Raw genomic sequence first — 22,891 nt, 5'->3', positions numbered from 1 at the left:
GATCGCCGCTGACGCGGAACGGACATTCGGCTGATCTGGCGGAGCCTCAGGTAGGGGTTCTACCCTCGTGGGGCGAACGCGCCGGACGAGCGAGTCGCGGGGTATCCCGGGGGCGGCAAGACGAGGGGGAGCGGTTCATGTCGAGGGCAGCATTTCGGTATCCGGAACTTCAGTCGCACGATCCGGACACTCTCGGGGGCTTTCGGCTGATGGCGAGGCTGGGCGAGGGCGGTATGGGGCAGGTGTTCCTTGCCCTTTCCCCCGGCGGGCAGCCGGCTGCTGTGAAGGTGATCCGCAACGAGTTCGTCAGGGACGCGGAGTTCGGGCATCGGTTCGCCCGTGAGGTGGGCGCCGCGCAGAAGGTACGCGGCGCCCACCTGGCACCGCTGCTGGACGCCGACCCCCGAGCCGAGCGGCCGTGGCTGGCCACGACGTACGTGGCCGGGCCGTCCCTGCGGGACCTGGTGGTCGACCACGGTCCGCTGCCGGTCAGTCAGGTGATGCTGCTGGCCTGGGGCATCGCCCACGCCCTCGCTGACATCCACGCGGCGAAGGTGGTGCACCGGGACCTCAAGCCTGGAAACATCATCCTGGACGAGAGCGGTCCGAAGGTCATCGACTTCGGCATCGTCAAATCCCTGACGCAGTCGGTGACTTACAGCAGTCACTCCACCCGCATCGGCACCCCGCTGTACATGTCGCCCGAGCAGGCCGCGGGTCGCGCCGTGGGTGCGGCGTCCGACGTCTTCGCCCTCGGCTCCACCCTGTACTTCCTCGCCACCGGCTGTGAGGCGTTCGCCGCGGAGAACGAGTGGGCCGTTGCCCACCGCATCGTCGCGGACACCCCGGACGTCTCCGCCCTCGCCTCGCCGCTACGCCAACTGGCCGCCGCCTGCCTGCACAAGGACCCCGACCAGCGGCCGACACCGCTACGTGTGCGGGAGTGGTGTGAGGAGGAGTTGGGTGACGCCCTCGGTCCGGGCACCTGGATGGGGATCACCGGTGCCCGTGCGGCAATCCAGGACCGCACCAGCGCTTTGCGTGCCCTCGCCCTCCCCAGTGTGGAGACGGTCGGCACCGCCTCCCGCGATCAGCCCGATTCCCCCCGTACCACAGCAGACAGCAAACCCGGCAAGACACTGAAGGCCCCGCCTGCCGCATCAGCGGTTCCCACTGCCGTTCCGGGCACTCAGAACCCACCGGAGCAGGCCCAGAAACGGACCGGGCCCGCCGCGGTGACCGGCGTCATCGCCACACACGTGACGGAGATCCTCCTGGCAGCGGGGGCGCTCGTCTGGGCGAGCTTCCTGCCGATCATGTCGGAGACCTGGAAGGTGAAGTCCTCCGGGGCCCAAGCGGCGCATGTGATCCTGACATTCAACTGGCACCATCCATGGGAACCAGTTCCCAGCGGCATCCCGGGAGTGACGACGGACTGGCTGCCGATATCGATCTGGATCATCGGCACAGCGGCCGGGCTCGCCTTGGCAGTCCTGTTCCTGCTGAGGTTGGCCGCCGACCATGACCTCAAAAAGTGCGGCCTGGCGGCAGGCATGATCTCTGCCGGCTGGATCACCCTCGTCACGCTCCTCGGCCTGTGGGTGCTCGCGATGACACTCGGCCTGGAAACCTCGGATGACGGCAACACGCCCGGATACACGATTCGCGCCGTGTACTTGCCTGGGGGATGGTTGCTGCTCCTGGCAAACGGCCTGATGGCCGACGCGCTCCGGCGCACACAGGAATACGTCGCGACGCGGGCAGTGGGCAGCGACTGACGCCAGGACTGGCCGGACCGTCTTCACGCTCTGCGAGCCTTGACGACCTGGACGCGATCACTGACCTGCATACTCAAACCCGCACCGCGTACTACCCAGCAGGTGGGCTGCCAGAGTCGGCACTCGCCTCCTCTGAAGCGCGCTCTCGGCGGCGGGAGGATTGGATGCGTGCCATCCGATCCGATGCCAAGACGGTGGTGTGCGCCAAGGAAGACGGCGAAATGGTGGGCACCTTGGCAATGGGCCCTCCATTGAAGGCCGACGTAAATGCCGCAACTGTCGGCCAGCTCCACCAAATTCACGTCCGCCCAAGCCGTTGGGGACGAGGCGTCGGTGGCCAACTGCGCGCTGCATTTGTTCAGTTTTTCCGAGATGGGTCACTGGCCATGGGGCTGCTCGAAGCGTGGGAGGGCAACGGTCGAGCTCAAGCCTTCTATGCCTGGCACGGATGGAAACCGGACGGGTACCAAAGGCCCGGCCCAGGAAACGCGAGCTCCGTTTGCATGTGTCTGAACTCGGTTCCCGCTCCTTGTCGCAGCGCGATGGTCCGGCAGCCTGCGTGCGTCTGCGGCTGGTGGCACGGTTCCTACCTGCACCCTGAGTTGACCTTCACCATCACAGGTACGCCTCTGACCTGAGGTTTCGTGGAAGGAGGTGCGCGTCAGCGCTCGCGATGCAGGAAGTCGCGGGCACCGCGCAGTGTGGTACGCAATGTGTGTTGCGTCCGAGTGCTGTCCAACCGGACGTTCAGCGCCCCCGGGGAATCGGAGTCGGCGCGGCGGCCGGCGGTCAGCATGGTGGCGTCCAATTCATCGCGTTCGGCGATCAGGACGCCGAGTTCATGGCGGCTGACTGCGTCTGTTCCCGCAAGGTGGCACACGCCTGTGTGATCGGAGGAGGCCAGCTCGAGAAGGGCTCGGGCGAGGTCGGTGACGTGGACGGGGCACCGAATGTCATCGGTGTACAGCACGCCCTTGCGTCGCCCGGTGGCCAGATCGTGGACGAGAGCCTCGTGCCCGGAGTCACCGTCGCCGATGATCAGCGAGGTGCGAGCGACGACGGCGGCCGGGGCGAGCTGGCGGATCGCAGTTTCGGCCGCAGCCTTCGCAGCCCCGTACGGTGTGATCGGATCCGGCGTGGCGGATTCGTCGTAGTGGACGTCGGCGCCGGAGAAGACGGCGTCACTGGACACATGCACCAGTCGGCATCCGTGCTGAGTGGCGGCCATCGCCAGGCAGATCGCGCCGTCGGCTGTGGTTGCCCAGTCGGCCTTGCGGTACGCCGCGTTGATGACAACGTCCGGCTCGGTCTTCCTGAGCGCCCGTGTGATCTCCTCTCCGCGGCGCAGGTCCATGGCCAGCCAGTGGATCCCGGGGATGTCGCCGGCACGGGTCGTGAAGGTCGCCGTCACCGTGTGCCCGCTCGCCGATGCCTGGTGAGCCAACTCGCGGCCCAGGAAGCCACTGCCACCTACGATCAGGATGTCCATGATCCGCCAGGTTAGGCCGCCGCGTTTCGTCACGCCATCCGGCCATCCGGCCATCCGGCCATCGGTCACTGAGCCCGGGTGCCCTCCCATGACCCGGCCGAAGTCGCAGCCGTCTCGAAGAACCACGCGTCGACCGCCGGCCCCAGGTCGATCGTGCTCACCGCCCCGGAGGCCGAGACACGAACGGGCACCGAGCGCCCGATGAGGCGTCCCCGACGGACACATTGCGGACACCAGCTGTCTGCGATCTGGTGCACTCTCCAGTTGCTGACGCATCCGCCGCGCTTCGGATGGAGGTCAGCCTGCGAGCCTCACGGCCCCTTGGCCACGCAGGCTTTCCCACTTCATTCGACGGAGAGACGCAAGCACTGTGTTCCAGTCCCTCGGAGGGGCTTCCCGGGCACCCCGGACGTGGCCCACGTTCCTTGCCCGTGCTCGCACTCGTTCCCCTCGGTCAAGGCGGCGTGTGGTTCGGGCAGGGGCCAGGCCAGGTGGCGGGAGAACCGGGGCGCGACGCTCGCCACCGGTGCGCACCCAAGCGCCGGGGCTTTGCCGAGAGACGCACTTCGACCTGGTCAGCTGCTATTGAGGTGCGATCGTGGTGAGCCAGCCGTCGACGGTGAGGACGTCCGCCCACTGCGGGAACAGTCGCTCGACGAGGACCCGGTGCACTTCTGGGTCGGTGTCCAGACAGGCGTCGGAGAGGACGGTGAGGCCGATGTCCAGGTCGTTCGCCTGGCACACGGTGGACAGCACCACAGCGCTGGTGGCGATGCCGGTGAGCACGAGGCTGTCGATACCGCGTGCCCTCATCACCACGTCGAGATCGCTGCCCGAGAACGCACTCGCCCGTCTCTTGGTGACCACCACGTCGCCCGGCCGGGGCGCGACCTCGGGGTGGATCTCGGTGCCGGGGGCGCCCTCGACGAAGAGGCCGGCCCGTGCGATGGCGGTGAGAGCCCTGTTGCGCGTGCCGACTTCCGGGAAGCCGGGACGTAACGCGATGACCACGTAGATGACGGGGATGTTCGCCACCCGGGCCCCATCGATCGCTCTGCGCAGGCGTGGCAGGTATCCGGAGCCGTCGTCGGCGATGTCCACGATGGCCTGTTGGACGTCCATCACGAGAAGGGCGCTGGTCATGTTGTCTCCAGGAACGAAGTCGGTTCGGCGTTGAAACGGGCCGGGTTCTCCAGGTTCGGATCCTGCGCGGCCTCGGGCACAGTGGTGTTGCGCCCGTCGGGCAGGACGAGACGGGCACGGGCGCTCGGCCGGGAGTTCGTGCGACGCCCTGATGAACGCCGCCGCCCGGCACGGCCTGGTGGAGAGCCTAGCCAACCCGGCACGCTGCCGGTCGCGCCCATCTGGCCCACCAACGAGGGCCGGGCCGCGATCAGTTCGGTACTCGGTTCAGTGAGCACGCACAGCTGCGTCAAGCCGAAAGGATCAGGCGGCGGCGGGCGGCTGCTCTTTGCGGGCCGCGTACTCAGGGGCCGGCGAGGATTGCGTGGCCGCCGATGCGGCGCCAGATGATGTGTGATGCGCCCGGGGACTATGTGCGGCCCGTAGGTCCAGGTGGCGCGGCCGTTGCCGTCCCAGGTGAGCTCGGAGACACGGGTGCGCACTGGACGCGCTTGATGCGGAGGCCGGTGCGAAGGTCCCGGTGCGCAGGTCGTCGGCGAAGGAGGTGATGGCCTGGTGGACGCCAAGACTGTGACCGCCGGGGAGGCAGCAAGCCCTGCCATCGCTCCAACGCGGCGCAGGAAGCGCTCCATACCGACCTGTCCGACGCCACGCATCGGCTACTCGCTCAGCTCAGCACGGCCCGCAGTTTGCGGGAGACGGAGGCGTTCACCCCGCACAGCGCTGCGCGATGTCGCGCAGGTACGCCTCGGTCCCTTGGAGGGGCCCCCAGCGTGGCTACGTGATGACCACGGCTTTGCGGGTGCTGCTGCCCAGAATTTGGCTCCAGGCGTCCCCGCGGGTCTTCCGCTGCATCAGCGCCGAGCAGCCCCTTGTCTGCGGCGCGCCAGCTGGCACGCACATGGGTCCACGGTAGGGAGTCGACCTCGTGCACGCGTGAATGCCGGAGTACAGCCCGAATTGCGATGAGTCCGGGGCCGGCTTCCTGACGGACGGGCATCCCGCGCTCGAGTTCCGCATTGGTCGGCAGCGATGGGCGGTCGAGCAGAAGTTCACTGCGTGCAGCTTCGATGAGCCACAGCAGAACTCCTTCCCTGAGTGCTTGCGCACACTCAGGGTCGATCTCGTCAGGGCCAAGCGGATTGACAAACTCGAAGCCAAGCTTGCCGTCCTCCAGGGGTTCGAAGTTGATCGTGAACCAGGCGAAGCCGCCCATGCAACGGGGAGCGACGTAGCGGACTTGGACGTCTCGGTGTGCTTCGGGCGGGAATCGCATGACATGCCTTGCACACGCTGGCACGCCTCTTCCACACGGGGAACATGCTGCGCAGTCACCCACCGCTCCGGCTACGCCGCTGCTGGGTCCGGAACTGGCTTCGTTCACTTTCAGCAGCAGCGTTTTGTCCACCGGTTCGGGAGGTGAGGGAGTGGCCGAGCCTCCGCAGATGTTCATGAGTTTTGAAGTCCCCGGGGTTCTTGCCGAGCATCGGGATGTTCCTGGTGAATGGTCCTGGTCATGCTTCAGAGGCTGCCCACGGGGGCGGACCAGCCAAGCTCATGACCCGTTCATTCAAGGAGTGCGAACGACGTCCGCTTTTGCCACTTCGTGCCGTCATGCACCATGAGGTCAACTGACCCGCAGGTCAAAGGCGTGATGACTGCCGATCACCTCAGTGAGAGCCGAGCAGACACGCGCATCTATTCGGCTCTCGTCGAGGAACGGGAAAAGCACCGTGACATGTGCGGGAACCCCTGCTCGGGCGGACGGATCGAACCGTGCGCGCAACGCGCGGGCCGCCGGCTCCGCGTCCGGAATCCTGACGATGAGTGCCGTCTGGCCTGTCTGGAACCTATACGTGCTCTCGTCTGCCATGACACGGCATGTTGCCATCTCAGAAGCCGGCGACGGTACTCGTTATGCGGCCATGACCATGTGCGATCCGCCGCACAGGGCAAGTGGGGAAGCCGACGGCGCCGGAACGCGATTGCCGTCATTTCCCGTGTACATCCAGAGGGCGGACGATCACCAAACGCCGACGGAACCCATGAGCAGACGCTGCCGGTTGAAGTGAACGAAGCCAGCTCGGCCTTGCGTTCGTAGGGGCGGTGCAGACGTCGGCAGCAGGCCAGCCACGAGACGGTTCTTTCGATCACCAGCGGTGGCGGCCAAGCCGCTGAGAGGGCTGGATGATGCCGCGCGTGCGATGTGATGAGGGATACCGCTGCTCAGCGGGCTGGGGTCAGTGCCTCGGCGCGCACTGGGAGTTGTCCAGGCCGGTACCACACGGTGTGGTCACCCCCTGCGCTGCACGTCGTGCATCACGGCGCTTCGACCCTCAAGGCATGAGGGTGTTCCCACTGCGATGCTGCGTTCTTGTCAGGTTCTTGACGCTGTCACGCAGCCACACGCTGTCGCCTTGTTCTATAAAAGCTATAACAGGGCGACGGTGTGGGAGTGGGAGTGGAACCTGGCGGCGTTCGTCGACCTGACGATGCTTGGTGGGGCATGGGCGACGTGACATGGGGACCAGCGGGTGTCCCCGCTCCTGCTGCCCATCCTGCCCATCCTGCCCATCCTGGCTGGGCTCGGCTGGGCTGGGCCTGGTCGTGGTCATCGGCGTCACGGTCCGTACCGGACAAGGCGGCAGCCGACTGCCTGCGCAGGCAGACGCGGCACCGCAGACGCTCACCCCTCGCCACAAAGACTCCCTCTCCCGTTCGTTCTCTCACTTGCGTCGCTCACCATCACCTCAACTCACCTGGAGACCACATGCGTTCACGCACCCATCGACGCAGCAGAATGCTCGCTGTGCTCACGGCGGCGGCCGCCATCGCCACAGCCTGGCCGGTGTCAGGCACGGCCGAAGCGTCCACGGCGGCTCACCGAGCCGCCCTCGTGCCCGCCGTGGACCGTGAGGTCCGCTTCGCCGCGGACGGCATCACCGCCTACGGCACGGTGCACATACCCGCCCACCGTGCGGGCCGCAGAATGGCCGCGGCTCTGCTGCTGCCCGGCAGCGGCCCGACCGACCGCAACGGCGACGAGCCGCCTGGTTTCACCCCGCACACCCTGGCCCTCGTCTCGGACGTCCTCGACGGTGACGGCGTTATGAGCCTGCGGTTCGACAAGTACGGCACCGGACGGACAGGGCTGGGCGGACGGCGCAGCGCTCCCGACATGGCCGCCTACACCCGCCAAGCCGCGGCCGCATACAGCACCCTGCGTGCCCAGCCGGAAGCCGACCCGCAGGCGCTGCTCGTGGTCGGACACAGCGAGGGCGGGCTGCAAGCCCTGCTCGTCGACCGCGCCGTGACGGCGAAGCCCGCCGGGCTCGCGCTCATCGCCCCGCAGGACATGCGGCTGCTGGACATGGTCGACCGCCAGCTGGCGGACCAACTCGACCTGGCGGTCGCCGCAGGGCAACTCACCGCGCAGCAGGCGCGGCGGAACAAGGACGGGGTGGCCAGGGCCATCGCAGACTTCCGCGCCAAGCGCCCGGTGGACACCTCGGGGCTGCTGCCCTCCCTCGCCACCCTCCTCAAGGGCATGTTCGGCCCGGTCAACGCGCGCTTCGTCCGCAGCGACGACGCCATCTACCCGCCGTCCGTCGCCCGAGGCATCGCGCACGGTACGCGTACGCTCGTCACCTGCGGCACGGCCGACACCAATGTGCCCTGCCGGACCACGCCGCCGCTGCTGTCGGCCCTTGCTGCCGCCCGGACCACGGGCCCCGGGCTGCGGGTCCTGCCCGGACTCGACCATCTGCTCCACCCCGCCGGCACCCCGGCCGACGACCGGGTGATCGCCCCGGCCGCGCAGCGGGCCCTGCACGAGTTCGTCCGGCCCTGGCGGCAGGTCACGACCGCCGCGCTGAACTCCTATGGGCGGGCGGGGTGACGGACCTCGGCCTCCAGGGGCGGCACGCGCGCGGGGCACTGCGGGGTGCCCTGCGTGTCCGCGAGGGCGCCGCCGCGGTTCAGTTCGTGAGGCGCCCGGGAACCACCAGTCCGGTCTCGTAGGCGGCGATCACGGCCTGGACCCGGTCGCGGAGCCCCAGCTTGGTGAGCACATTGCTGACATGTGTCTTCACGGTGTGCTCGCTCACGACCAGCGCCGTGGCGATCTCGGCGTTGGACAGGCCGGCGCCGAGCAGCCGCATCGTCTCGCGCTCGCGGGCGGTGAGGACGTCCAGGCGTTCGCTTCGCGGCGGCGGTACGGCGGCGCCGGAGGTGAAGGCGGCAATCAGGGTGCGGGTGACGGAGGGGGCGAGGAGGGAGTCGCCCGCGGCGACCGCGCGGACCGCGTGGACGAGGTCGTCCCGCCGTACGTCCTTGAGCAGGAAGCCGCTTGCGCCCGCGCGCAGGGCGTCGAAGAGGTAGTCGTCCTGCCCCCAGGTGGTCAGCATGATCACCCGGCAGTCCGTTTCGCCGCAGATGATCCGGGCCGCGTCGATGCCGTCCATGCCCGGCATCCGGATGTCGAGCAGGACGACGTCGGGGTGGTGTGCGCGGGCGGCGCCGACCGCCTCGAACCCGTCTCCGCTCTCCGCGACGACCTCGATGTCGGGCTGCGCTGCCAGGATCATGGCGAATCCGGCGCGTACGAGCTCCTGGTCGTCTGCCACCACCACGCGGATCGTCACGTCACCACCCTCGATTCCGGCGCGGCCAGGGGCAGCCGCGCCCTCACTTCGAATCCCGGGAGGCGGTCCTCCCGGGGGCCTGCCGTCGCGGTCCCGCCGCAGGCGGCGGCGCGCTCGCGGAGGCCGATCAGCCCGTTCCCGCCGGACGGGAGGTCTTTCCCCGCGCCGCGGCCGTCGTCGACGACGCGTACTTCCAGCCGGTCGTCATGCCAGCGCAGCCGCACCTCGGCGTGACTGGCGCCGGCGTGCTTGACGATGTTGGTTAGTGCTTCTTGCACGATGCGGTACGTCGCGCCACCGCAGTCGGCGGGCACCGGGCGTGGCTTGCCCTCGACTGTGCTGGACACCTTCAGGCCGGCCCCTGCGACCTGGCGGACGAGTGCGGGCAGGTCGTGGATGGTCGGCTGCGGGGTGCGCGGATCGTTCTCGTCCTTGAGGACGGCCAGCATCCGGCGCAACTGGTCCAGGGCGTCGCGGCCGGTGCCGGCGATTGCGCCGAACGCGGCCGCGGCGCGGGTGGGGTCCGTGTCCAGGACCACCGGCCCGGCCTCGGCCTGGACGACCATCAGGCTGATCGAATGGGCCAGTACGTCGTGCATGTCCCGGGCGATCCGGGCGCGTTCGCGTTCGGCGGCGCGTTCCTCGTCCACCTGACGCTCGCGTTCGAGGCGGGCGGCGCGTTCGGTCAGAGCGGCCGCCTCGGCGCGGGAGCCGGCGGAGGCGCGGCCGAGGGCGTACGCGGCGACGTACAGGACGACGCCGCGTGTCGCGGTGTTCGGCGAGCCGACCGAGGCGAGGCCGCCCGCGCAGATCGCCAGGAACACCGGTATCCGTACCCGGGGTGGCGAGACGGACGCCATCCCGTGCAACGCGATGAGAGGTCCGTACCAGAGCGGCTGCGGAGCGAGCGGGGTGGCGAGGTCGTAGAGGCTGGAGAACGTGGCGCAGACCAGCAGGACCGGCGCGGGCGCGCGCCGCTGCACCGCCAGGGGAAGCGATGCCCCGACCGCTACCACGTACCCCCACCAGTGCCAGGGGCGTCCGCTGTCGCTGTGCACGAACAGCAGGGGCGCCATCTGGGCGACGGCGGTGACGACGGCGAGCGTGACCCCGGACCAGGGCGAATCCGCCAGGCGGCGGAGCGAAGGGGATATGGGCAGCGCGGGCATAGGGGATGGATTCTTCCACGGGGGGTGTTCGACGGCCTGTCAGCTGTGCGCGGTGGCAGGAGGGGTGCCGCGACGGGGGAACGGCGCGAGTCCGGCGCACAGCAACAGGCCCACCGCCGGCAGCGCGTCCAGTCCCAGGAGGGAGACCAGCACGGCGAGCACCACCGCCGCTGCCCGCCATACGGGAACGGCCCGGGCCAGCGCGAGTTGGCAGAACAGGACGACCAGGCCGAGGTAGAGCAACACGGGTCCCACGGCGTAGACGAGGGGGTTCACCCCGGGGACGCTCTGGACGGCGGCGAACATTGTCCGCATGGCCTCGTGGTCCGCGGCGAGCGCTCCGACGACGATGTCGACGGAGATCTGGACCATGGAGCAGACGGCGCCGACGAGGCCGACGACGGTCGTCGCCGTGGCGAACAGGCCGCGGCCGGCCAGCCGGCGCAGCTCCAGGAACACCGGCACGAAAAGGATCAACGAGGCGAGGAACGCGAGGTGACCGGACGTCCAGGCCGGGCCCGGACCGCGTTCGCCGTCCAGGCCGTCCAGGACGCGGAAGCCCGCGTAGACGGTGACCAGGAGTGGGGCGGTGGTGAAGGCGATGGTTTTGTTCATGGCGTGGATCCTCGCCGCGGCAGCCCGCCCCGGGCATCGCCGACGTGACCGATCTCCTCCTTCCCCCGTAGGAGGGAGGAGGAGCTGTCGGCCTGGAAGGAGGCCGAGGAGGGACTCCTCAAGCCAGCTCCCCGGCTTCGGCCTGCTCCCGCAAGGACTTTGCCGTCCGACACGACGGCCGGGAGCCCGGGGCGTCACCGCGGTGCTTCAAGAACGATGCGTGCTCTGCGAGCGGCACAACCGACGTCGGTAACCCGCCGTACAGCCCATCGTGCCGGGTGCACTGCCGGCGCAGACACCGTCAGCGAGCTTTCATCCTCGTCCTGGTGGCCGGGCGGGCCGCCGTACTGGCAGGAGGGCAGGAGGGCAGGACCGGCCTGCCCTCCTGCCGCTGCTTCTGGCCCTGCAGTGCTTGATGCGTTCCGGATGTCCGAGATCAAGAATTTGAAACCGTAACAAGCGGCACGTGATGTCTGTAGGCTTCTGCCGCTCATCAGCACTCTTGAGGGGGGACCTCACCATGCGTACCCGTACCCGTACCCGTACCCGTACCGCGGCCCTCGCCACCGCTCTCGCGGCCGGAATGCTCGCCGCGCTGACCGTGAGCCCCGCCCAGGCTTCCGAGTACTCCTCCGCCCTGAAGGTCCGCGGAGTTCAGTACGACGCACCGGGCCGGGATTCCAACAGCTGCCGCACCGGAAACACCCGGGACGAGTACCTGACCGTCAAGAACTACTCGCGTACGGCGACCGTCAACCTTCGCGGTTACGTCGTCAAGGACGCCACGGGCAACCGGTTCACGTTCACCGCGAACCACTATCTGCAGCCCGGCGACTACGTCAGGCTCCGTGGCGGCGACGGCACCGACTCCGACAGCGCCAATGTCGTCTACCGCGACAACTGCAACTTCATGTGGAACAACGACCGCGACACCATCTACCTCTACAAGCCCGGCGGCAGCCGCGCCGACATCCACTCCTACACCAGGAACGGAAACGACCGCGACGGCAACGGATACATCACCTTCCACTGAGCAAGCGCGCTGTCCCCATCGCCGAGTGCAACGGGGCCGGCTCGTGTTGCCCCTCGGATGCGTGCACACCCGCGCCACTCTTCTGGATCCTGGGGAAAACAGCGATCCGGCGGATGCAGCGTTCGGCGACGAGCACACACTGGGATCGGTGGGATGACGAACCGGGTCCGGCAGCTTCACGTGCCGGACCCGGCAAGTTCACATTCCGGACCCGGCAGTATCAGCCATTCATGGCTGCCCAGAACTCCTCGAAGGACATCTGGCGGTCGCCGTTGGTGTCGAGCGAGTCGATCAGCTCCTGGGCCTGCGACTCGGTGATCTCCGAGCCCTCCAACTCCGCCACGACCTTTCGGTATTCGTCCGCGGTGACCTGGCCGTCCCCATCGACGTCGTAGCGCTCGAAGACCTTCCGCGCCGCCGCCTTCACGATGTCTGCCATGTGCTCCGTCCTTCTGTGATCTTCGCTGACGGGCCCAGGTTAACCGTCCGCCCAGAGCAACGCGGGCGCGCCCAACCTGCCCAGCTGTTGCGGGCCGTGCCGCGGCAGAGGGGGCCTCAGCGGGCTGTGACCGTCACCGTCACCGTCACCGTCACCGACACCCGTCATCTGTGGCAAGGCGACCGCCCGGGCTTGGGGTTGGCTGCGTCCGCGGCTGACCAAGCGGTGGCCTGGATCGACCACGAGGGGCTGCTGAGCGTGGGTAGAGGGTGATTTCCGGCCACGGGCGGTGCGGTGGCAGGCCGGGCACACGGTGGCAGGCCGGGCACAGCGGGCGTGGGCGAGGGCTTGTTCCTGGGATGTCGTTGTGAGGCGGCGGCTTGGCGGGCGCTGGTGGAGAGGTGCCGGCAGGTGATGTGCCAGACGTGGTGCGCATGAGCCGGGCACAGGTGTAGCAGGGCCGGGGCGGCGGGTAGGTTGTCCAGGTCGGCGCGATGGGACACGGCGATCGGGACGGCCAGCAGGATTGTGAGCAGCAGTTGCTGGCGCAGTGGGACGACGAGGCCGGCCGCCGCGAGCAGCCGCGCCAGGGTCGGCGGGCTGAGGCCGCTGTCGTGTCCTTGTAAGGTCGTGGTGGGTCAACGTTCTGGCGTGTCTGCACGGGCTCTGAAGCACGGGAGGGGGACAGATGCTCATGTCGTTGTTTGTGCTGTTGGTGGGCTTGGGCGTGCTGGTCGCGATTGTGGTTGTTGTCGTTGTGGCGGTGAGTAAGCGGGGTAGGGGCGCGCAGTCGCAGGTCGCTCCCGGGGGGTGGGGCGCGGGTCCGGGTATGCCGACTCAGATGCCGTATCCGCCCGGCCAGCAGCCTGGCCAGGGGTTTCCGCCGGTGCAGTATCCGGGCGCGCAGGCGTATCCGCCGGTTGCTCCTCCCGGGCAGCCACCGCAGAACCCTGGACCGTATGGCGCCCAACCGCCACAACAGCCGCCTTATCAGGGGCAGTGACACCCGAAGATCGCCGTGACCGGCCGCGGAGTCTCCGCGGCCGGTCGACGTGTTTGAGGGGCGTGCAGTCATGCGCGTTGAGCGGTGAGTGGGAGCAGTGCTCGGGACCTGTGGGTCAGGTCGGTGAGGGCGTACTTTCCCGGGTGATTGGTCGATAGGTCACTGGCCAAGAGCGGTGTTCGCAGCACCGGTTGGGAAGGCGCCTCGGTACTCGGTGTGGTGAACGACGACGTCACCACCGCCAACGGCTCTTCCTCGATCGACGAGATCGTCCGGGAGAGCGCGCGGCGGATGCGCGCGATGTGCGCTCCGGCCCTGGCTGTCGGTGACGGCGCGTTCGGCTTCTGGATGGCCCTGGCCGGGGTGTTCCCGAGGTCCGGCGTCTCAGGTGCTGGTTCACAAGATCGCGAATGTCAGGGCGCCTCTTCGGAGTCCGCGTGGCTCGGGGCCGAGAAGGCCCTGCATGGGATCCGTAACGCCGAGGACGGCGACCACTGCTCAAGGCGGTTGCGGTGTTCGAGAAGGCGTATGGCGCGAGGTCTCCCGAGGCTGCCAGGAAGGTCAGCGACGACGTGTGCGAGCTGCCGGCGTTCTGCGCCCCCCCGCCGAGCACTGGATCCGCCTGCCCGCCCCGAACCCGATCGAGTCGACGTTGGCCACGGTCTGTCCACGAACCAAGGTATCCAAAGGCGCTAGCAGCGCAGCCGATGCCCTTGCGGCGGTCCTCACGCTTGTCGAGGCCGGCCAGGCTCGCCGGCGGGCCGTGAACGCACCTGACCTCGTCGCCCTGGTCAGGCCAACGGGGCGGTGGTGCGACAAAGGTCGTGGTCACGACGGTCTCTCCAGCGGTCATGAGAGACATCCTGCTGCCACGCCCGTTGCGTTCCGTCAGCCTGTGCGCCTGGTTCAGTCCACCCGCCCGGGGGAGGCCGGCTCGTGGGGCTCAGCCCTGGGACGGCGCCCCTCTCAGACGCCGAGATGAAGTACTCAGCACATCCGGCCGAGCATCACGGGACCTGGCAACCACTGTGGTGGCGGCCAGTGGATACCGAGTCACGCCGCGAGCGGGAGCAGCTGCACCGGACACCGCTGGCACGATCGGTCCACCGGCGAACGCGCCACCTGTCGCCCGCGCTCGGTGCGTTCGTCGCACGCCCGGCGCAGCCCGTCGCTGAACCGCCTGATCGGCGTCGGGTTCTGGAAGACGGTGTCGCTTTCCTGGCACGTGCGCCTGCGCCTGCGTAGGTCAGCAGCTGGGGACCCGGCCGCCCCTGCCCAGAGCGCGCAGGGTGTGCACCGCCTCGCGGAGGGTGGTGACGGGGATCAGCCGCAGTCCGGCCGGGGCGGGCTGGACCTGCTCGCACTCCGCCTTCGGAACCAGGAAAACACTCGCCCCATCGCGCTTGGCCGCCTGGGCCTTGAGTGCGGCTCCGCCGACCGCGCCGACCTTCCCGTCGGCGTCCATCGTCCCCGTCCCGGCGATGGTGCGTCCTCCGGTGAGATCGCCGCCTGTGCCGTCGCTGGCCAGTTTGTCGACGATGCCGAGCGAAAACATCAGACCGGCGCTCGGGCCGCCCACATCGTCGAGCGCCAGCTTGACCTTCACCTGTCGCGGGTCCTGTTTGAGCAGCCGGAGCGCGGCGGACGTGGCAGCGTGTTGCGAGGACTTCATTTCGGCGGCGTTGTGCCGCGCGACTTCCTCGTCGGATGCGCCGGACGGGAACACTGCGTCCTTCGGCATAACGGCGCGGTCCTTACGGAACCAACCATCGACCAACTCGCCCAGGCGCATGGTGACATGCGGTCCGGTGGCCCGGATCGCCGCCATCCGCAGTTGCCCGCTGGTTTTGCGCACCGGAGCGCCGCTGATGGAGATGACTTCGGTGCCGTGGTAGAGACCGAGGACGTTCGTGGTCTGTCCGGGCCGTGCGATGGAGTACGGAAGCGGTGCGAACGCCGCGACGGCAAGCAGCACAGCCACAAGCCCGGTGCACAGGGCAAGGACGCGGAAGCGTGCGGGAGTGGTGGGGCGAACCGGAGTTGCTTCGGGGGAAGAGCGAGTCGTCACCCGGTCAATCTAGGACGACGCTCCACGGCGGCTGCCGCCGGCCTCCAGAGAGAGGGCTTTGCCCCTGATTGCTGTGCCTTGGGCCGGCCATGTCGCCCCGACTGGACCGACCGACTGGACCGGCCGGCCGGGACCCAACCGCGCTCGCCGCTCAGCGATGCACGTCGTGGTGGGCGCCGAGGGCGTTGTTCATGACCGCAAGGATCCGGATGGCGGTGCGCAGGCCGTCGGGTTGCTGCTGGTTGAGCGGCCCACGGCGGGCGTTGATGACGGAGAGTGGTTTCACGAGCCTCCCAGGCCTGATCACTGCCGCTGGTGGGGCTCCACCCCTTCAAGGAAGGGCCCCACCAGAACCGCAGTGGTGTGACGTCAGACCGCCGCGTAGGTGCCTCGTCCCGGACGGGTCACGCCGTTTTGCTGCTTCGCGACACGGTCGAGGGTGTTGCGGACGGATTCGATCTGTCCTGGCGTGGCCTCCCGCCCCAGGGCCGCGTTGATTTCATGGGCACGCATCGGCACGCTGGACTTCTTGAGCACAGCCAGCGCCGCATCGATGAGCCTTTCCGTGCTCTTTTCCGCTGACCGAGTGGTGGCAGCCCGTTTCGAAGCCGCTTTCTTCGCCTTCGACTTAACGGGTGCGACAGCCTTCTTCGCTGCCGCCTTCTTCGTGGTGCGCTTTTTGGCGGAGCTGGACCGGGCGGCAGAAGGAGCCGCCGTACGTGGCTGCGGCACGGCAGATGCTGTCCGTCCCGGCTCACCGGCCGACTCAGGTGCGACGGCGGTGTCGGTTCCGGGGGAGTCCTGGCCGGAGCCAACTGCCGGCTCGATGGGAGCCCGCTCACCGGATGCTGAATCCGGTGAGGCGGTGAGGGGCGCAGACTGTTTGCTGGCGGTGGCGGTGGCGGTGGCGGTGGCGGTCAGGACACGCAGATGCTCCAGAGCGTTGCGGGCGGCAGTAACGCGTTGCACCACGTCGTCGAGTTGGCCTCGCAGTTGTCTTTCCTGCTCTTCAAGCTCCGGCAGTGCATGTTCGAGGTTCTCGATTGTCTGAAGGAGTACGGAGTCAGGCATGAGCTTTCCTCACCTTCGCTGCGATCAACGTGATCGCAGTCACCGTACCCTTCCATCAACCAATACAGAGCTGGATGCGCAGGTGGATATCGGCGGGTGGTGGAGCGAACCGTGGCGTGGCTGAACGGCTTCCGCCGGCCGCACCTCCGCTGCGAGCGGAGAACCGATCACTTTCTGACGTTCGTTGGCATCGCCGCAGCCCTCATCCGCTCCCGCCGGTGCCGGACCAGAAAGCCCTCGGTCGGTGCCCCGTCCTCTTCGGCGACCGCCCGGCGGCGGGCGGTGACGAAGTCCCGCACCGTGGTGTACGGAAGCGTGACCCCGCACTCCGCCTCCAGCCGCGCACCGATCCGCTCGGCCGTGTGCGGCTGCTTGCGCGGAGCGTTCAGATCCGCCCGCAGTCACTCGTCGACGGTCTTCTTGTACGGTTCCATCCGCGGCGAGGTCCGCACCGGCCGCTTGCGCGGCTTTGGCACCGGCGGGACCGGCTCTGGGGCCTGCTGTCGTTCGGCCACTGGCTTCTCGACGAGGGGAAGCGTCGAAGACGCTGGCTGCCCCTGAGGCTTCCGGCTGCTGCGAGGCTGCGAGTTGTCGACACTGCCCACTCCCGGGCCGGTCGGCTAGCTCGGGCGGATTGCGGCCTCGATGTGGGCGAGTTGGGCGGCGAGGATCTCTTCGAACGCGGCGCGGCGGTCCGCCCCGAGGGGGCGGACGTCGCGGGCGAAGTGGGCCAGGGCCGGGAAGCGTTCGGGGTCGGCGCCGAGTACCGCGACGCGAAACAGCTCCATGCCCTGTTCGTGCTCTCCGGGGGTGACGGTGCTGACCCCGGCCTCGGAGGCGATCAACGCGGCGATGAGGACCGCGATCCGGTGGTAGCGCACCGGGATCTCCTCGTCGGGCAGTCCCGACGCGCGCAGAGCCTGCAGCACCTCTTCCATGACCAGCCGGGAACCGGTGCCGCTTGACGCGTAGCGTCCCCAGACCGCGGCGAGCTGGGGCTGCTGGCCGAAGGCCTCTCTCAGGCGCAGGGCCAGGGCCGTGATGCGCTGCTTCCAGTCACCCTCGGGGCGATAGCCGTCCATGGCGGCCAGGAGGATCCGGTCGGCGACCGCGCGCAGCAGTTCGGTCTTGCTGCGGAAGTGCCGGTAGAGGCTGGAGGAATCGGTCCCGAGTACCGCGGCGAGTTTGCGCACGCTGAACGACTCGGCGTCGCTCGTGCGCAGCAACTCCGCCGCCGCCTCCAGGATCTCCTCGGTCGACCAGCGCCTTCGGCCCGCCATCTCACCCCTCTCGCCGGGGCTCAGTCTAACCTATGCACTTGGTGTTGCACGCACCGCGTGCATAATGAGGGCATGAGAGTGCCGAGCGGCCCGGAAGCTGGCGGGCCGGCGTGCCACTCGTGCCCTGGTTACCCGGGTCAGGCGGCCGGCGTGCAGCTCACCCCGGGGAATACGAAAGGACGCATGTCGTGAGGAACCCGCTGGATCACGCGGAGCTGAACGCCGCCATGGAAAACGTCCATCGCGCCGGGATACCGGGCCTGTTCGCCGAAGTGCGTGACGGCGACCAGGTCTGGCGCGGCGCCGCCGGGGTCGCCGATGTCGCCACCGGTCGCCCCGTCACCGCCGACATGCGGCACCGCGTCGGCAGCGTCACCAAGACCTTCACCACCGCCGCGGTTCTGCAGCTGGTCGAGATCGGTCAGATCGGTCTCGACATGCCGATCGGCCGGTACCTTCCCCGGCTGGTTCCCGGGGAACGCGGTGACGCGATCACGGTCCGGATGTTGATGAACCACACCAGCGGCTTCCCCGAGTACCTCCCGTATGCCTACGCCTCCCTCAAGGCGTACCCCGTCATCGCGGATACCCGACCCCAGAGCCTGGACGACCACCGTTTCACGCGGTTCGACCCCACCGAACTGATCGAGATGGGGGTCACCGCACCTGCCGTCCGCGCCCCGGGCGATACGCCGGGGGTGTACTCCAACACCAACTACCTGCTCCTCGGCCAACTCCTGGAAGAGGTGACCGGCACCACGGCCGAGCAGTACATCACCCAGAACGTCATCGAACCTGCCGGGCTCCGGGATACGGGATTCCCCGCCGGACTGTACGTCGACGGGCCGCACTCGCAGATCTACGAGGCATGGTTCGGCATGATCGACCCGCCGCGCGACTACAGCGTCTACGACATGTCATGGGTGGGGCCGACGGCCTCGCTGATATCAACCGTCACGGACCTCAACCGCTTCTTCGCCATGCTGCTTGCCGGCGAGATCGTCAGCCCGTGGTCGCTGGCGCAGATGCAACGCACCGTCCCCGTCATTTCCCAAGAGGGAAAAACGATCGACTACGGCCTCGGTCTGCACCCGATGGAGGCTCCCGGTCAGAGCACCTTCTGGGGCCACGGCGGCACGGTCTGGGGTGCTGGAGCGCTGGCCATGACCAGTGCCGACGGCAAGCGGCAGATGTCCGTCGCGGTGAACCTGCAGAGGTGGAACGGACTCGACTCCTCGGGCAGGCCGCAGCCCCATCCCATCGACGACGCGCTTGCGGCTCTCTACCGTGTGGCGATGTACGCCTGACCGGGCCGGAGAGAGTCGCTTTCACCAAGCCGGCAAGTATGCCGAGACGGGAGAGTCGAGAGGGCAGCAGGAATGACCGCAGCACGTTCGGCACGGCGACGCCGCACGCGAGTTCCGACCGCGCTGCGCCATTCCTCCCTCGGGAGCTTCAGTGCCCGGGCATCGTCGAACGCGTCGACGCCCCAGGCCGTCGCGGCGTCGTCCGCCGAGGCGCACCGACTGGTGGCCACGGCGCGCGGTCGGTAGCCGGACAGGGCCTGCAAGGCGCCTGATGTGCGGCCTGGTATCTGGCGAATACCGGTTCTACGGCCATTGGGCCGGCCCGGCGAGGCAGACAAGAAGGCATTTCGAAGAGCCCTGGTATCACCGGAGGCACCGATGGGAACGACCGTCGACGAGTCGGCGCACTGGCACACAGCGCAGGAACGGGCGGTCTTCGTGCGCGACATCCTCGACCGCATCGGTGACAAGTGGTCGGTCATCGTCATCTGCCGCCTCGGGAAGGGATCCCATCGTTTCAACGAGCTGCGCTGGGCCAGTGGTGGAATCACCCAGCGCATGCTCAGTGCCACGCTGCGCGCTCTGGAACGCGGCGGCATCGTCACGCGCACGGTCCACCCCACCGTGCCGCCCCGCGTCGAGTGCGCCCTCACCGAGACCGGCCGCACCCTGCTCGACGTCGTGAAGGTCCTCGCCCGCTGGGTCGACCAGTACGTGGACCTGATCCGTGCCGTCCGCGCGGACTGCGACCGGCCTGTTCCCGCACAGTGCCGTGACCGTCACTCCGCAGCGCAGGTCCACGCCGTGGGCCCGCGGCATACCGGCCGCGAGCTTCGCCAGTGTGCCGCCGAGTGCTCCCACCAGCGGTGCGGTGCCACGTTCCGCGACCGTGACCTCGATGCCCCGCTCCCGGCAGGCCGAGGCGATCTCCGAGCCGGTGAAGCCTGCGCCGATGACCAGCACCCGGCGCGGCCCGGCGGCCAGCCGCTCGGCGGGTGTCAGGTTTGGCATGCCCATCGCGGCCCAGCCTGGAGTCAGCCGATCGCGAGCTGTCCGCCGCGCGCCTCAAGAACCGCGCCGGTGATGTAGCTGGCGCGGGAGGAAGCAAGGAACACAACCGCTTCCGCGATTTCTTCAGGGTCTGCGACCCGCCCCAGTACGGTGGTTCGCCCGATCACCTGGAGGGTTTCATCTCCCATCTCCTCCGTCCCGGAGGTATAGACGGGGCCCGGGGCCACGGCGTTCACGCGGACGCCCTGGGCGCCGAACTCGTCAGCCCATACTCGTGTGAGCAGTTCGAGTGCAGCTTTGGAGGCCCCGTAAGCGCCCGCTTCCCGCACCGGCGTGGTAGCCGCCGCTGTGCTCACACTCACGATGGCGCCACGCCCCCGGGCAGCCATTCCCGGGGCGAGGGCACCGACCAGGAGCATCGGCGCGCGTGAGTTGACGGCCATCTGGGCGTCGAACATCTCGGCGGTGGTGTCCGGCGTACTGGCGAACCAGTAGATACCGGCGTTGTTGATCAGAATGTCCACCTCACCTGCTTCAGCGGCAAGACGCAGGACATCTTCAGAGCTGCTCAGATCCGCAGCAACGAACCGGGCCTTCCCGCCTGCGGCAGCGATCTCTTTGACGGTCTCAGCACCTCGCTGCTCGTCCCGCCCGTGGACGATGACCGAGGCCCCCAACGCTGCCAGGCGAAGGGCAACGGCCCGGCCGATGCCAGCGGTGGCGCCGGTGACAAGAGCGGTGGATCCGTCCAGTTCTGCAGTCATGGAAAGCTCCTCCAAGCCGAGAGGAACGACATGCTGTCCGTTGTTCCTCGTGCAACTGATGATCCTGATGGTTCATTCCAGGGCGGGGACGGACCCACGCCGAGCCGATCGTTGATCATGGTCCAGCCCGGGCCGGGGCCCACGTGGTCTTGGGAGGCCAGTGAGCTCGCCTTCGCTGATCACCTCCGCGGGCGACTGGAGCGCGCGGCACTGCTCGTGGAGATCGGCGGGTGCGCTGCGTCCGGACTGGTGACGACGAATGACTGGTCGAGCACATCGGTGAGGCCACTGTGGCGCCGTTCAACAACCGGCTGGACCGCGGTGTCCGTCTCACCCTGTTCCCGGCCCAGTCGTAGGGTGCGTCAGTCCTCGCAGCCATCGCCGTCCTCGCTCTGCTCGGGCGCGTCCGAGTTACGAAAGCGCCGCAGAACGCCGGCCGCGGGAGTGGGGAGGGGGAGGCACGGCCCCGCGCTGTCCGGCCTGCCAGTGCCCCGGCCCTGACGGCGGCGCAGACTTCCGGGTCCCCGACCGGCGAGCGTGACGGCCCCGCTCGGGCGCCTGGCCACCTTCACCGCACCCACTCGTACTCGTCGTCCGCATCCCATCCGGCGTCGCGGTCACCGTCGAGCAGACCGTTGATCTAGCCTGATCTCGTCCTCAGTGAGGACGTCGCGCACATCGTCCATGGCCATCATGATGCCGACCTGACCCCTGGCCTTCATCCGGCCTGGCTGAAGCCCGCCGCGGCCGGGTCCTGATCACGCAGCTGCGTGAAATCCACATCCAGCTTCGGGTCGCACGCCGCCAGCCGGATGCCGAGCTCGTGCGTGGAGTACTCGCCGAACCGCTGGTGGTGCTCGGTCAGGTACGGGGAGACCTGGGCCAGGTCCTCCGGGGTGACCTCCCAGCCCTCCTCCGCGTGGCACTCACCCTCCGGGGCGATCGTGGATCGCACCCCTCCATCCCGGCGCGCACGTACGGGCGGTCGCGGAAGTGGCGGTCGCCCTCCCTGACGGCCGAGGATCGCAACGTCGCCCCTGCGAAGTTCTGAGGAAAGTGGCATCGGTCCGGGTGACGTCAGCCCGGGTGAGAGAGCTCCGGCAATGACTGGCAGGGAGCCGCTCGGCCGCGGAGCGTAGCTCGCCAGCAGGTTCTTGGTCTGCTGGTGGTGCACCCACCGCAGCTGCGTTGACCTGCCGAAACCGTGGCGCTGGCTTCGGTGCTCTGGGTGCTGGTCCGCGAATGGTCCGGATCTTGGCCCTACGCGTGCCCGTACGTCGTGGGGAGGGCTCACTGTCGCGCCCCGGAGAAGGCGAGGCCAGCGCCACTACTGCGCAACGCCGTGGCGGATCCCCGCGTCCCCCCAACTCGTCGTCGCCGAGGCAGGATGACTGGGCCCGGGCTCCGATCTCGGCTCTGGCCTCATTCACCCACGTCCAGCGCAGTCCGAAGCCCGACGGGTGCGCCCACGGTACCCGCCTCAAGGTTGCCTGGTGAGGTCTTGGGTGGGGAGCTCTGGAGCGGCACCGGTAAACCCTTTGCTACTGCTGGAGGGGAGCAGCTATCTTCTCCAGGCCGCCGGCCGCCCAGGCCGACGCCGTCGTCAAGGAGGTGTGCAGCACATGCGCACGAACGGTCAGCAGTCGATCCCAGGTCCTGACAGCTTGCACCTCTCAATGACGGAGACACCTTGTCCGTTCGCATCACCGCGCTGACCGACCCCGACACCAGTCTGGCCAGCCGCCGCCTGGCGTGGCTGGCATCCGACTCCGACGGAATCCCTGTCGGGTCGGCGTTCTTGCGTTTTTACACCAAGACCGGGCAGGACCATCTCGCCGCGCTGGAACTTCACGTCCATGCGGCTGAGCGGCGGAAGTGCACCGGCTCCCGGCTCCTGGACGCGGCGGTGGCCGCTGCCCGCCAGGACGGCCGACGCTGTGTCATCACCCAGGCGGAGGCCGGCTCTCCAGGCGACTGGTTCCTGTGGGCTCGTGGCTTCTGCAAGGTTCTGACCTTGATCTACACGCGGCTTTCGTTGGCGGAGGTGGACGTCTCCGCTCTCGCCGAGATCGCTGAGC

The 22,891-nt window shown here is 68.5% G+C and carries 22 protein-coding genes and 4 pseudogenes; 8 read left to right on the top strand and 18 right to left on the bottom strand.

All coding sequences use genetic code 11. The features are described from left to right. Window positions 1-209 precede the first annotated feature (209 nt). Window positions 210-1,778 (top strand): serine/threonine-protein kinase, encoded by a 1,569-nt coding sequence (locus tag AB0C96_RS35910; RefSeq protein ID WP_362923502.1) that lies wholly within the window; start codon window positions 210-212, stop codon window positions 1,776-1,778. Beyond that, window positions 1,688-2,416, top strand: a complete 729-nt coding sequence (locus tag AB0C96_RS35905) for a GNAT family N-acetyltransferase (protein ID WP_362923500.1) — start codon at window positions 1,688-1,690, stop codon at window positions 2,414-2,416. Before AB0C96_RS35910 ends, AB0C96_RS35905 begins: the two co-directional genes overlap by 91 nt. Window positions 2,417-2,439: 23 nt before the next feature. Here the strand turns inward: AB0C96_RS35905 and AB0C96_RS35900 are convergent, their stop codons facing one another. From AB0C96_RS35900 to AB0C96_RS35875, 6 genes and pseudogenes are all read right to left on the bottom strand, one after another. Further along, on the bottom strand, window positions 2,440-3,267 hold the full coding sequence (locus AB0C96_RS35900) for a sugar nucleotide-binding protein (RefSeq protein WP_362923498.1): 828 nt from the start codon (window positions 3,265-3,267) through the stop codon (window positions 2,440-2,442). 582 nt (window positions 3,268-3,849) lie between these two features. After that, on the bottom strand, window positions 3,850-4,410 hold the full coding sequence (locus tag AB0C96_RS35895; RefSeq protein WP_362923496.1) for an isochorismatase family cysteine hydrolase: 561 nt from the start codon (window positions 4,408-4,410) through the stop codon (window positions 3,850-3,852). Continuing rightward, on the bottom strand, window positions 4,407-4,703 hold the full coding sequence (locus tag AB0C96_RS35890) for a hypothetical protein (protein ID WP_362923494.1): 297 nt from the start codon (window positions 4,701-4,703) through the stop codon (window positions 4,407-4,409). The genes AB0C96_RS35895 and AB0C96_RS35890 overlap by 4 nt, the downstream gene beginning before the upstream one ends. Window positions 4,704-5,077: 374 nt before the next feature. Continuing rightward, window positions 5,078-5,626 carry a hypothetical protein gene (locus AB0C96_RS35885; RefSeq protein ID WP_362923492.1) on the bottom strand — a complete coding sequence of 183 codons (549 nt, stop codon included), beginning with the start codon at window positions 5,624-5,626 and terminating at the stop codon, window positions 5,078-5,080. Window positions 5,627-6,037: 411 nt separating this feature from the next. Continuing rightward, complete coding sequence (locus AB0C96_RS35880; RefSeq protein ID WP_362923491.1) at window positions 6,038-6,283, bottom strand: 2'-5' RNA ligase family protein; 246 nt, start codon at window positions 6,281-6,283, stop codon at window positions 6,038-6,040. 191 nt (window positions 6,284-6,474) lie between these two features. Continuing rightward, window positions 6,475-6,590: pseudogene (locus tag AB0C96_RS35875) on the bottom strand (IS5/IS1182 family transposase); the annotation flags it as partial. Between the two features lie 629 nt (window positions 6,591-7,219). Here AB0C96_RS35875 and AB0C96_RS35870 point away from each other — a divergent pair. Next, a complete protein-coding gene (locus tag AB0C96_RS35870; protein WP_362923490.1) occupies window positions 7,220-8,308 on the top strand; it encodes an alpha/beta hydrolase in 1,089 nt (362 codons plus the stop codon). 79 nt (window positions 8,309-8,387) lie between these two features. Here AB0C96_RS35870 and AB0C96_RS35865 read toward each other — a convergent pair whose 3' ends face one another. Genes AB0C96_RS35865 through AB0C96_RS35855 form a run of 3 tightly spaced genes read right to left on the bottom strand, consistent with a single transcriptional unit; the run spans window position 8,388 to window position 10,837 of the window. Next, window positions 8,388-9,053 (bottom strand): response regulator transcription factor, encoded by a 666-nt coding sequence (locus AB0C96_RS35865; RefSeq protein WP_362923489.1) that lies wholly within the window; start codon window positions 9,051-9,053, stop codon window positions 8,388-8,390. Further along, window positions 9,050-10,222: a histidine kinase gene (locus AB0C96_RS35860; protein WP_362923488.1), complete on the bottom strand. Its 1,173-nt coding sequence runs from the start codon at window positions 10,220-10,222 to the stop codon at window positions 9,050-9,052. Before AB0C96_RS35860 ends, AB0C96_RS35865 begins: the two co-directional genes overlap by 4 nt. Window positions 10,223-10,261: 39 nt before the next feature. After that, on the bottom strand, window positions 10,262-10,837 hold the full coding sequence (locus tag AB0C96_RS35855; RefSeq protein ID WP_362923487.1) for a hypothetical protein: 576 nt from the start codon (window positions 10,835-10,837) through the stop codon (window positions 10,262-10,264). A 520-nt stretch (window positions 10,838-11,357) separates the two neighbouring features. Here AB0C96_RS35855 and AB0C96_RS35850 point away from each other — a divergent pair. Continuing rightward, window positions 11,358-11,870 carry a lamin tail domain-containing protein gene (locus AB0C96_RS35850; RefSeq protein ID WP_362923485.1) on the top strand — a complete coding sequence of 171 codons (513 nt, stop codon included), beginning with the start codon at window positions 11,358-11,360 and terminating at the stop codon, window positions 11,868-11,870. A gap of 220 nt (window positions 11,871-12,090) precedes the next feature. On the opposite strand, the gene AB0C96_RS35845 is transcribed toward AB0C96_RS35850, so the two are convergent. From AB0C96_RS35845 to AB0C96_RS35830, 4 genes are all read right to left on the bottom strand, one after another. After that, a complete protein-coding gene (locus AB0C96_RS35845) occupies window positions 12,091-12,309 on the bottom strand; it encodes an EF-hand domain-containing protein (RefSeq protein ID WP_362923484.1) in 219 nt (72 codons plus the stop codon). Between the two features lie 2,249 nt (window positions 12,310-14,558). After that, complete coding sequence (locus AB0C96_RS35840; RefSeq protein WP_362923482.1) at window positions 14,559-15,293, bottom strand: S16 family serine protease; 735 nt, start codon at window positions 15,291-15,293, stop codon at window positions 14,559-14,561. Window positions 15,294-15,531: 238 nt separating this feature from the next. Next, on the bottom strand, window positions 15,532-15,666 hold the full coding sequence (locus tag AB0C96_RS35835) for a hypothetical protein (protein ID WP_362923480.1): 135 nt from the start codon (window positions 15,664-15,666) through the stop codon (window positions 15,532-15,534). A gap of 83 nt (window positions 15,667-15,749) precedes the next feature. Beyond that, window positions 15,750-16,451 (bottom strand): hypothetical protein, encoded by a 702-nt coding sequence (locus tag AB0C96_RS35830; RefSeq protein ID WP_362923478.1) that lies wholly within the window; start codon window positions 16,449-16,451, stop codon window positions 15,750-15,752. 81 nt (window positions 16,452-16,532) lie between these two features. Between AB0C96_RS35830 and AB0C96_RS35825 the strand changes: the two are divergent. Further along, window positions 16,533-16,670: pseudogene (locus AB0C96_RS35825) on the top strand (IS5/IS1182 family transposase); the annotation flags it as partial. 401 nt (window positions 16,671-17,071) lie between these two features. On the opposite strand, the gene AB0C96_RS35820 reads toward AB0C96_RS35825, so the two are convergent. Continuing rightward, window positions 17,072-17,731 (bottom strand): TetR/AcrR family transcriptional regulator, encoded by a 660-nt coding sequence (locus AB0C96_RS35820; RefSeq protein ID WP_362923476.1) that lies wholly within the window; start codon window positions 17,729-17,731, stop codon window positions 17,072-17,074. A gap of 188 nt (window positions 17,732-17,919) precedes the next feature. Here AB0C96_RS35820 and AB0C96_RS35815 point away from each other — a divergent pair, with 188 nt between their 5' ends. Both AB0C96_RS35815 and AB0C96_RS35810 read left to right on the top strand, forming a co-directional pair. After that, window positions 17,920-19,038 carry a serine hydrolase domain-containing protein gene (locus AB0C96_RS35815; protein ID WP_362923474.1) on the top strand — a complete coding sequence of 373 codons (1,119 nt, stop codon included), beginning with the start codon at window positions 17,920-17,922 and terminating at the stop codon, window positions 19,036-19,038. Window positions 19,039-19,416: 378 nt separating this feature from the next. Beyond that, window positions 19,417-19,698 (top strand): annotated as a pseudogene (locus tag AB0C96_RS35810) (helix-turn-helix domain-containing protein); the annotation flags it as partial. Between the two features lie 96 nt (window positions 19,699-19,794). Here AB0C96_RS35810 and AB0C96_RS35805 read toward each other — a convergent pair. From AB0C96_RS35805 to AB0C96_RS35790, 4 genes and pseudogenes are all read right to left on the bottom strand, one after another. Beyond that, window positions 19,795-20,031: pseudogene (locus tag AB0C96_RS35805) on the bottom strand (FAD-dependent oxidoreductase); the annotation flags it as partial. 41 nt (window positions 20,032-20,072) lie between these two features. Continuing rightward, window positions 20,073-20,813, bottom strand: a complete 741-nt coding sequence (locus tag AB0C96_RS35800; RefSeq protein ID WP_362923472.1) for an SDR family oxidoreductase — start codon at window positions 20,811-20,813, stop codon at window positions 20,073-20,075. Window positions 20,814-21,531: 718 nt separating this feature from the next. Continuing rightward, complete coding sequence (locus AB0C96_RS35795) at window positions 21,532-21,768, bottom strand: hypothetical protein (RefSeq protein ID WP_362923470.1); 237 nt, start codon at window positions 21,766-21,768, stop codon at window positions 21,532-21,534. A 586-nt stretch (window positions 21,769-22,354) separates the two neighbouring features. Further along, window positions 22,355-22,483 (bottom strand): hypothetical protein, encoded by a 129-nt coding sequence (locus AB0C96_RS35790; RefSeq protein ID WP_362923469.1) that lies wholly within the window; start codon window positions 22,481-22,483, stop codon window positions 22,355-22,357. Between the two features lie 20 nt (window positions 22,484-22,503). Between AB0C96_RS35790 and AB0C96_RS35785 the strand changes: the two genes are divergently transcribed. After that, a partial coding sequence (locus tag AB0C96_RS35785; RefSeq protein ID WP_362923467.1) for a GNAT family N-acetyltransferase occupies window positions 22,504-22,891 on the top strand: 388 nt, incomplete at its 3' end.

It is taken from the genome of Streptomyces sp. NPDC048506, from assembly GCF_040651315.1.
GTDB lineage: Bacteria > Actinomycetota > Actinomycetes > Streptomycetales > Streptomycetaceae > Streptomyces.
The sequence above is the reverse complement of the archived record's forward strand: the minus strand, read 5'-3'. Positions and strand labels throughout refer to the sequence as shown.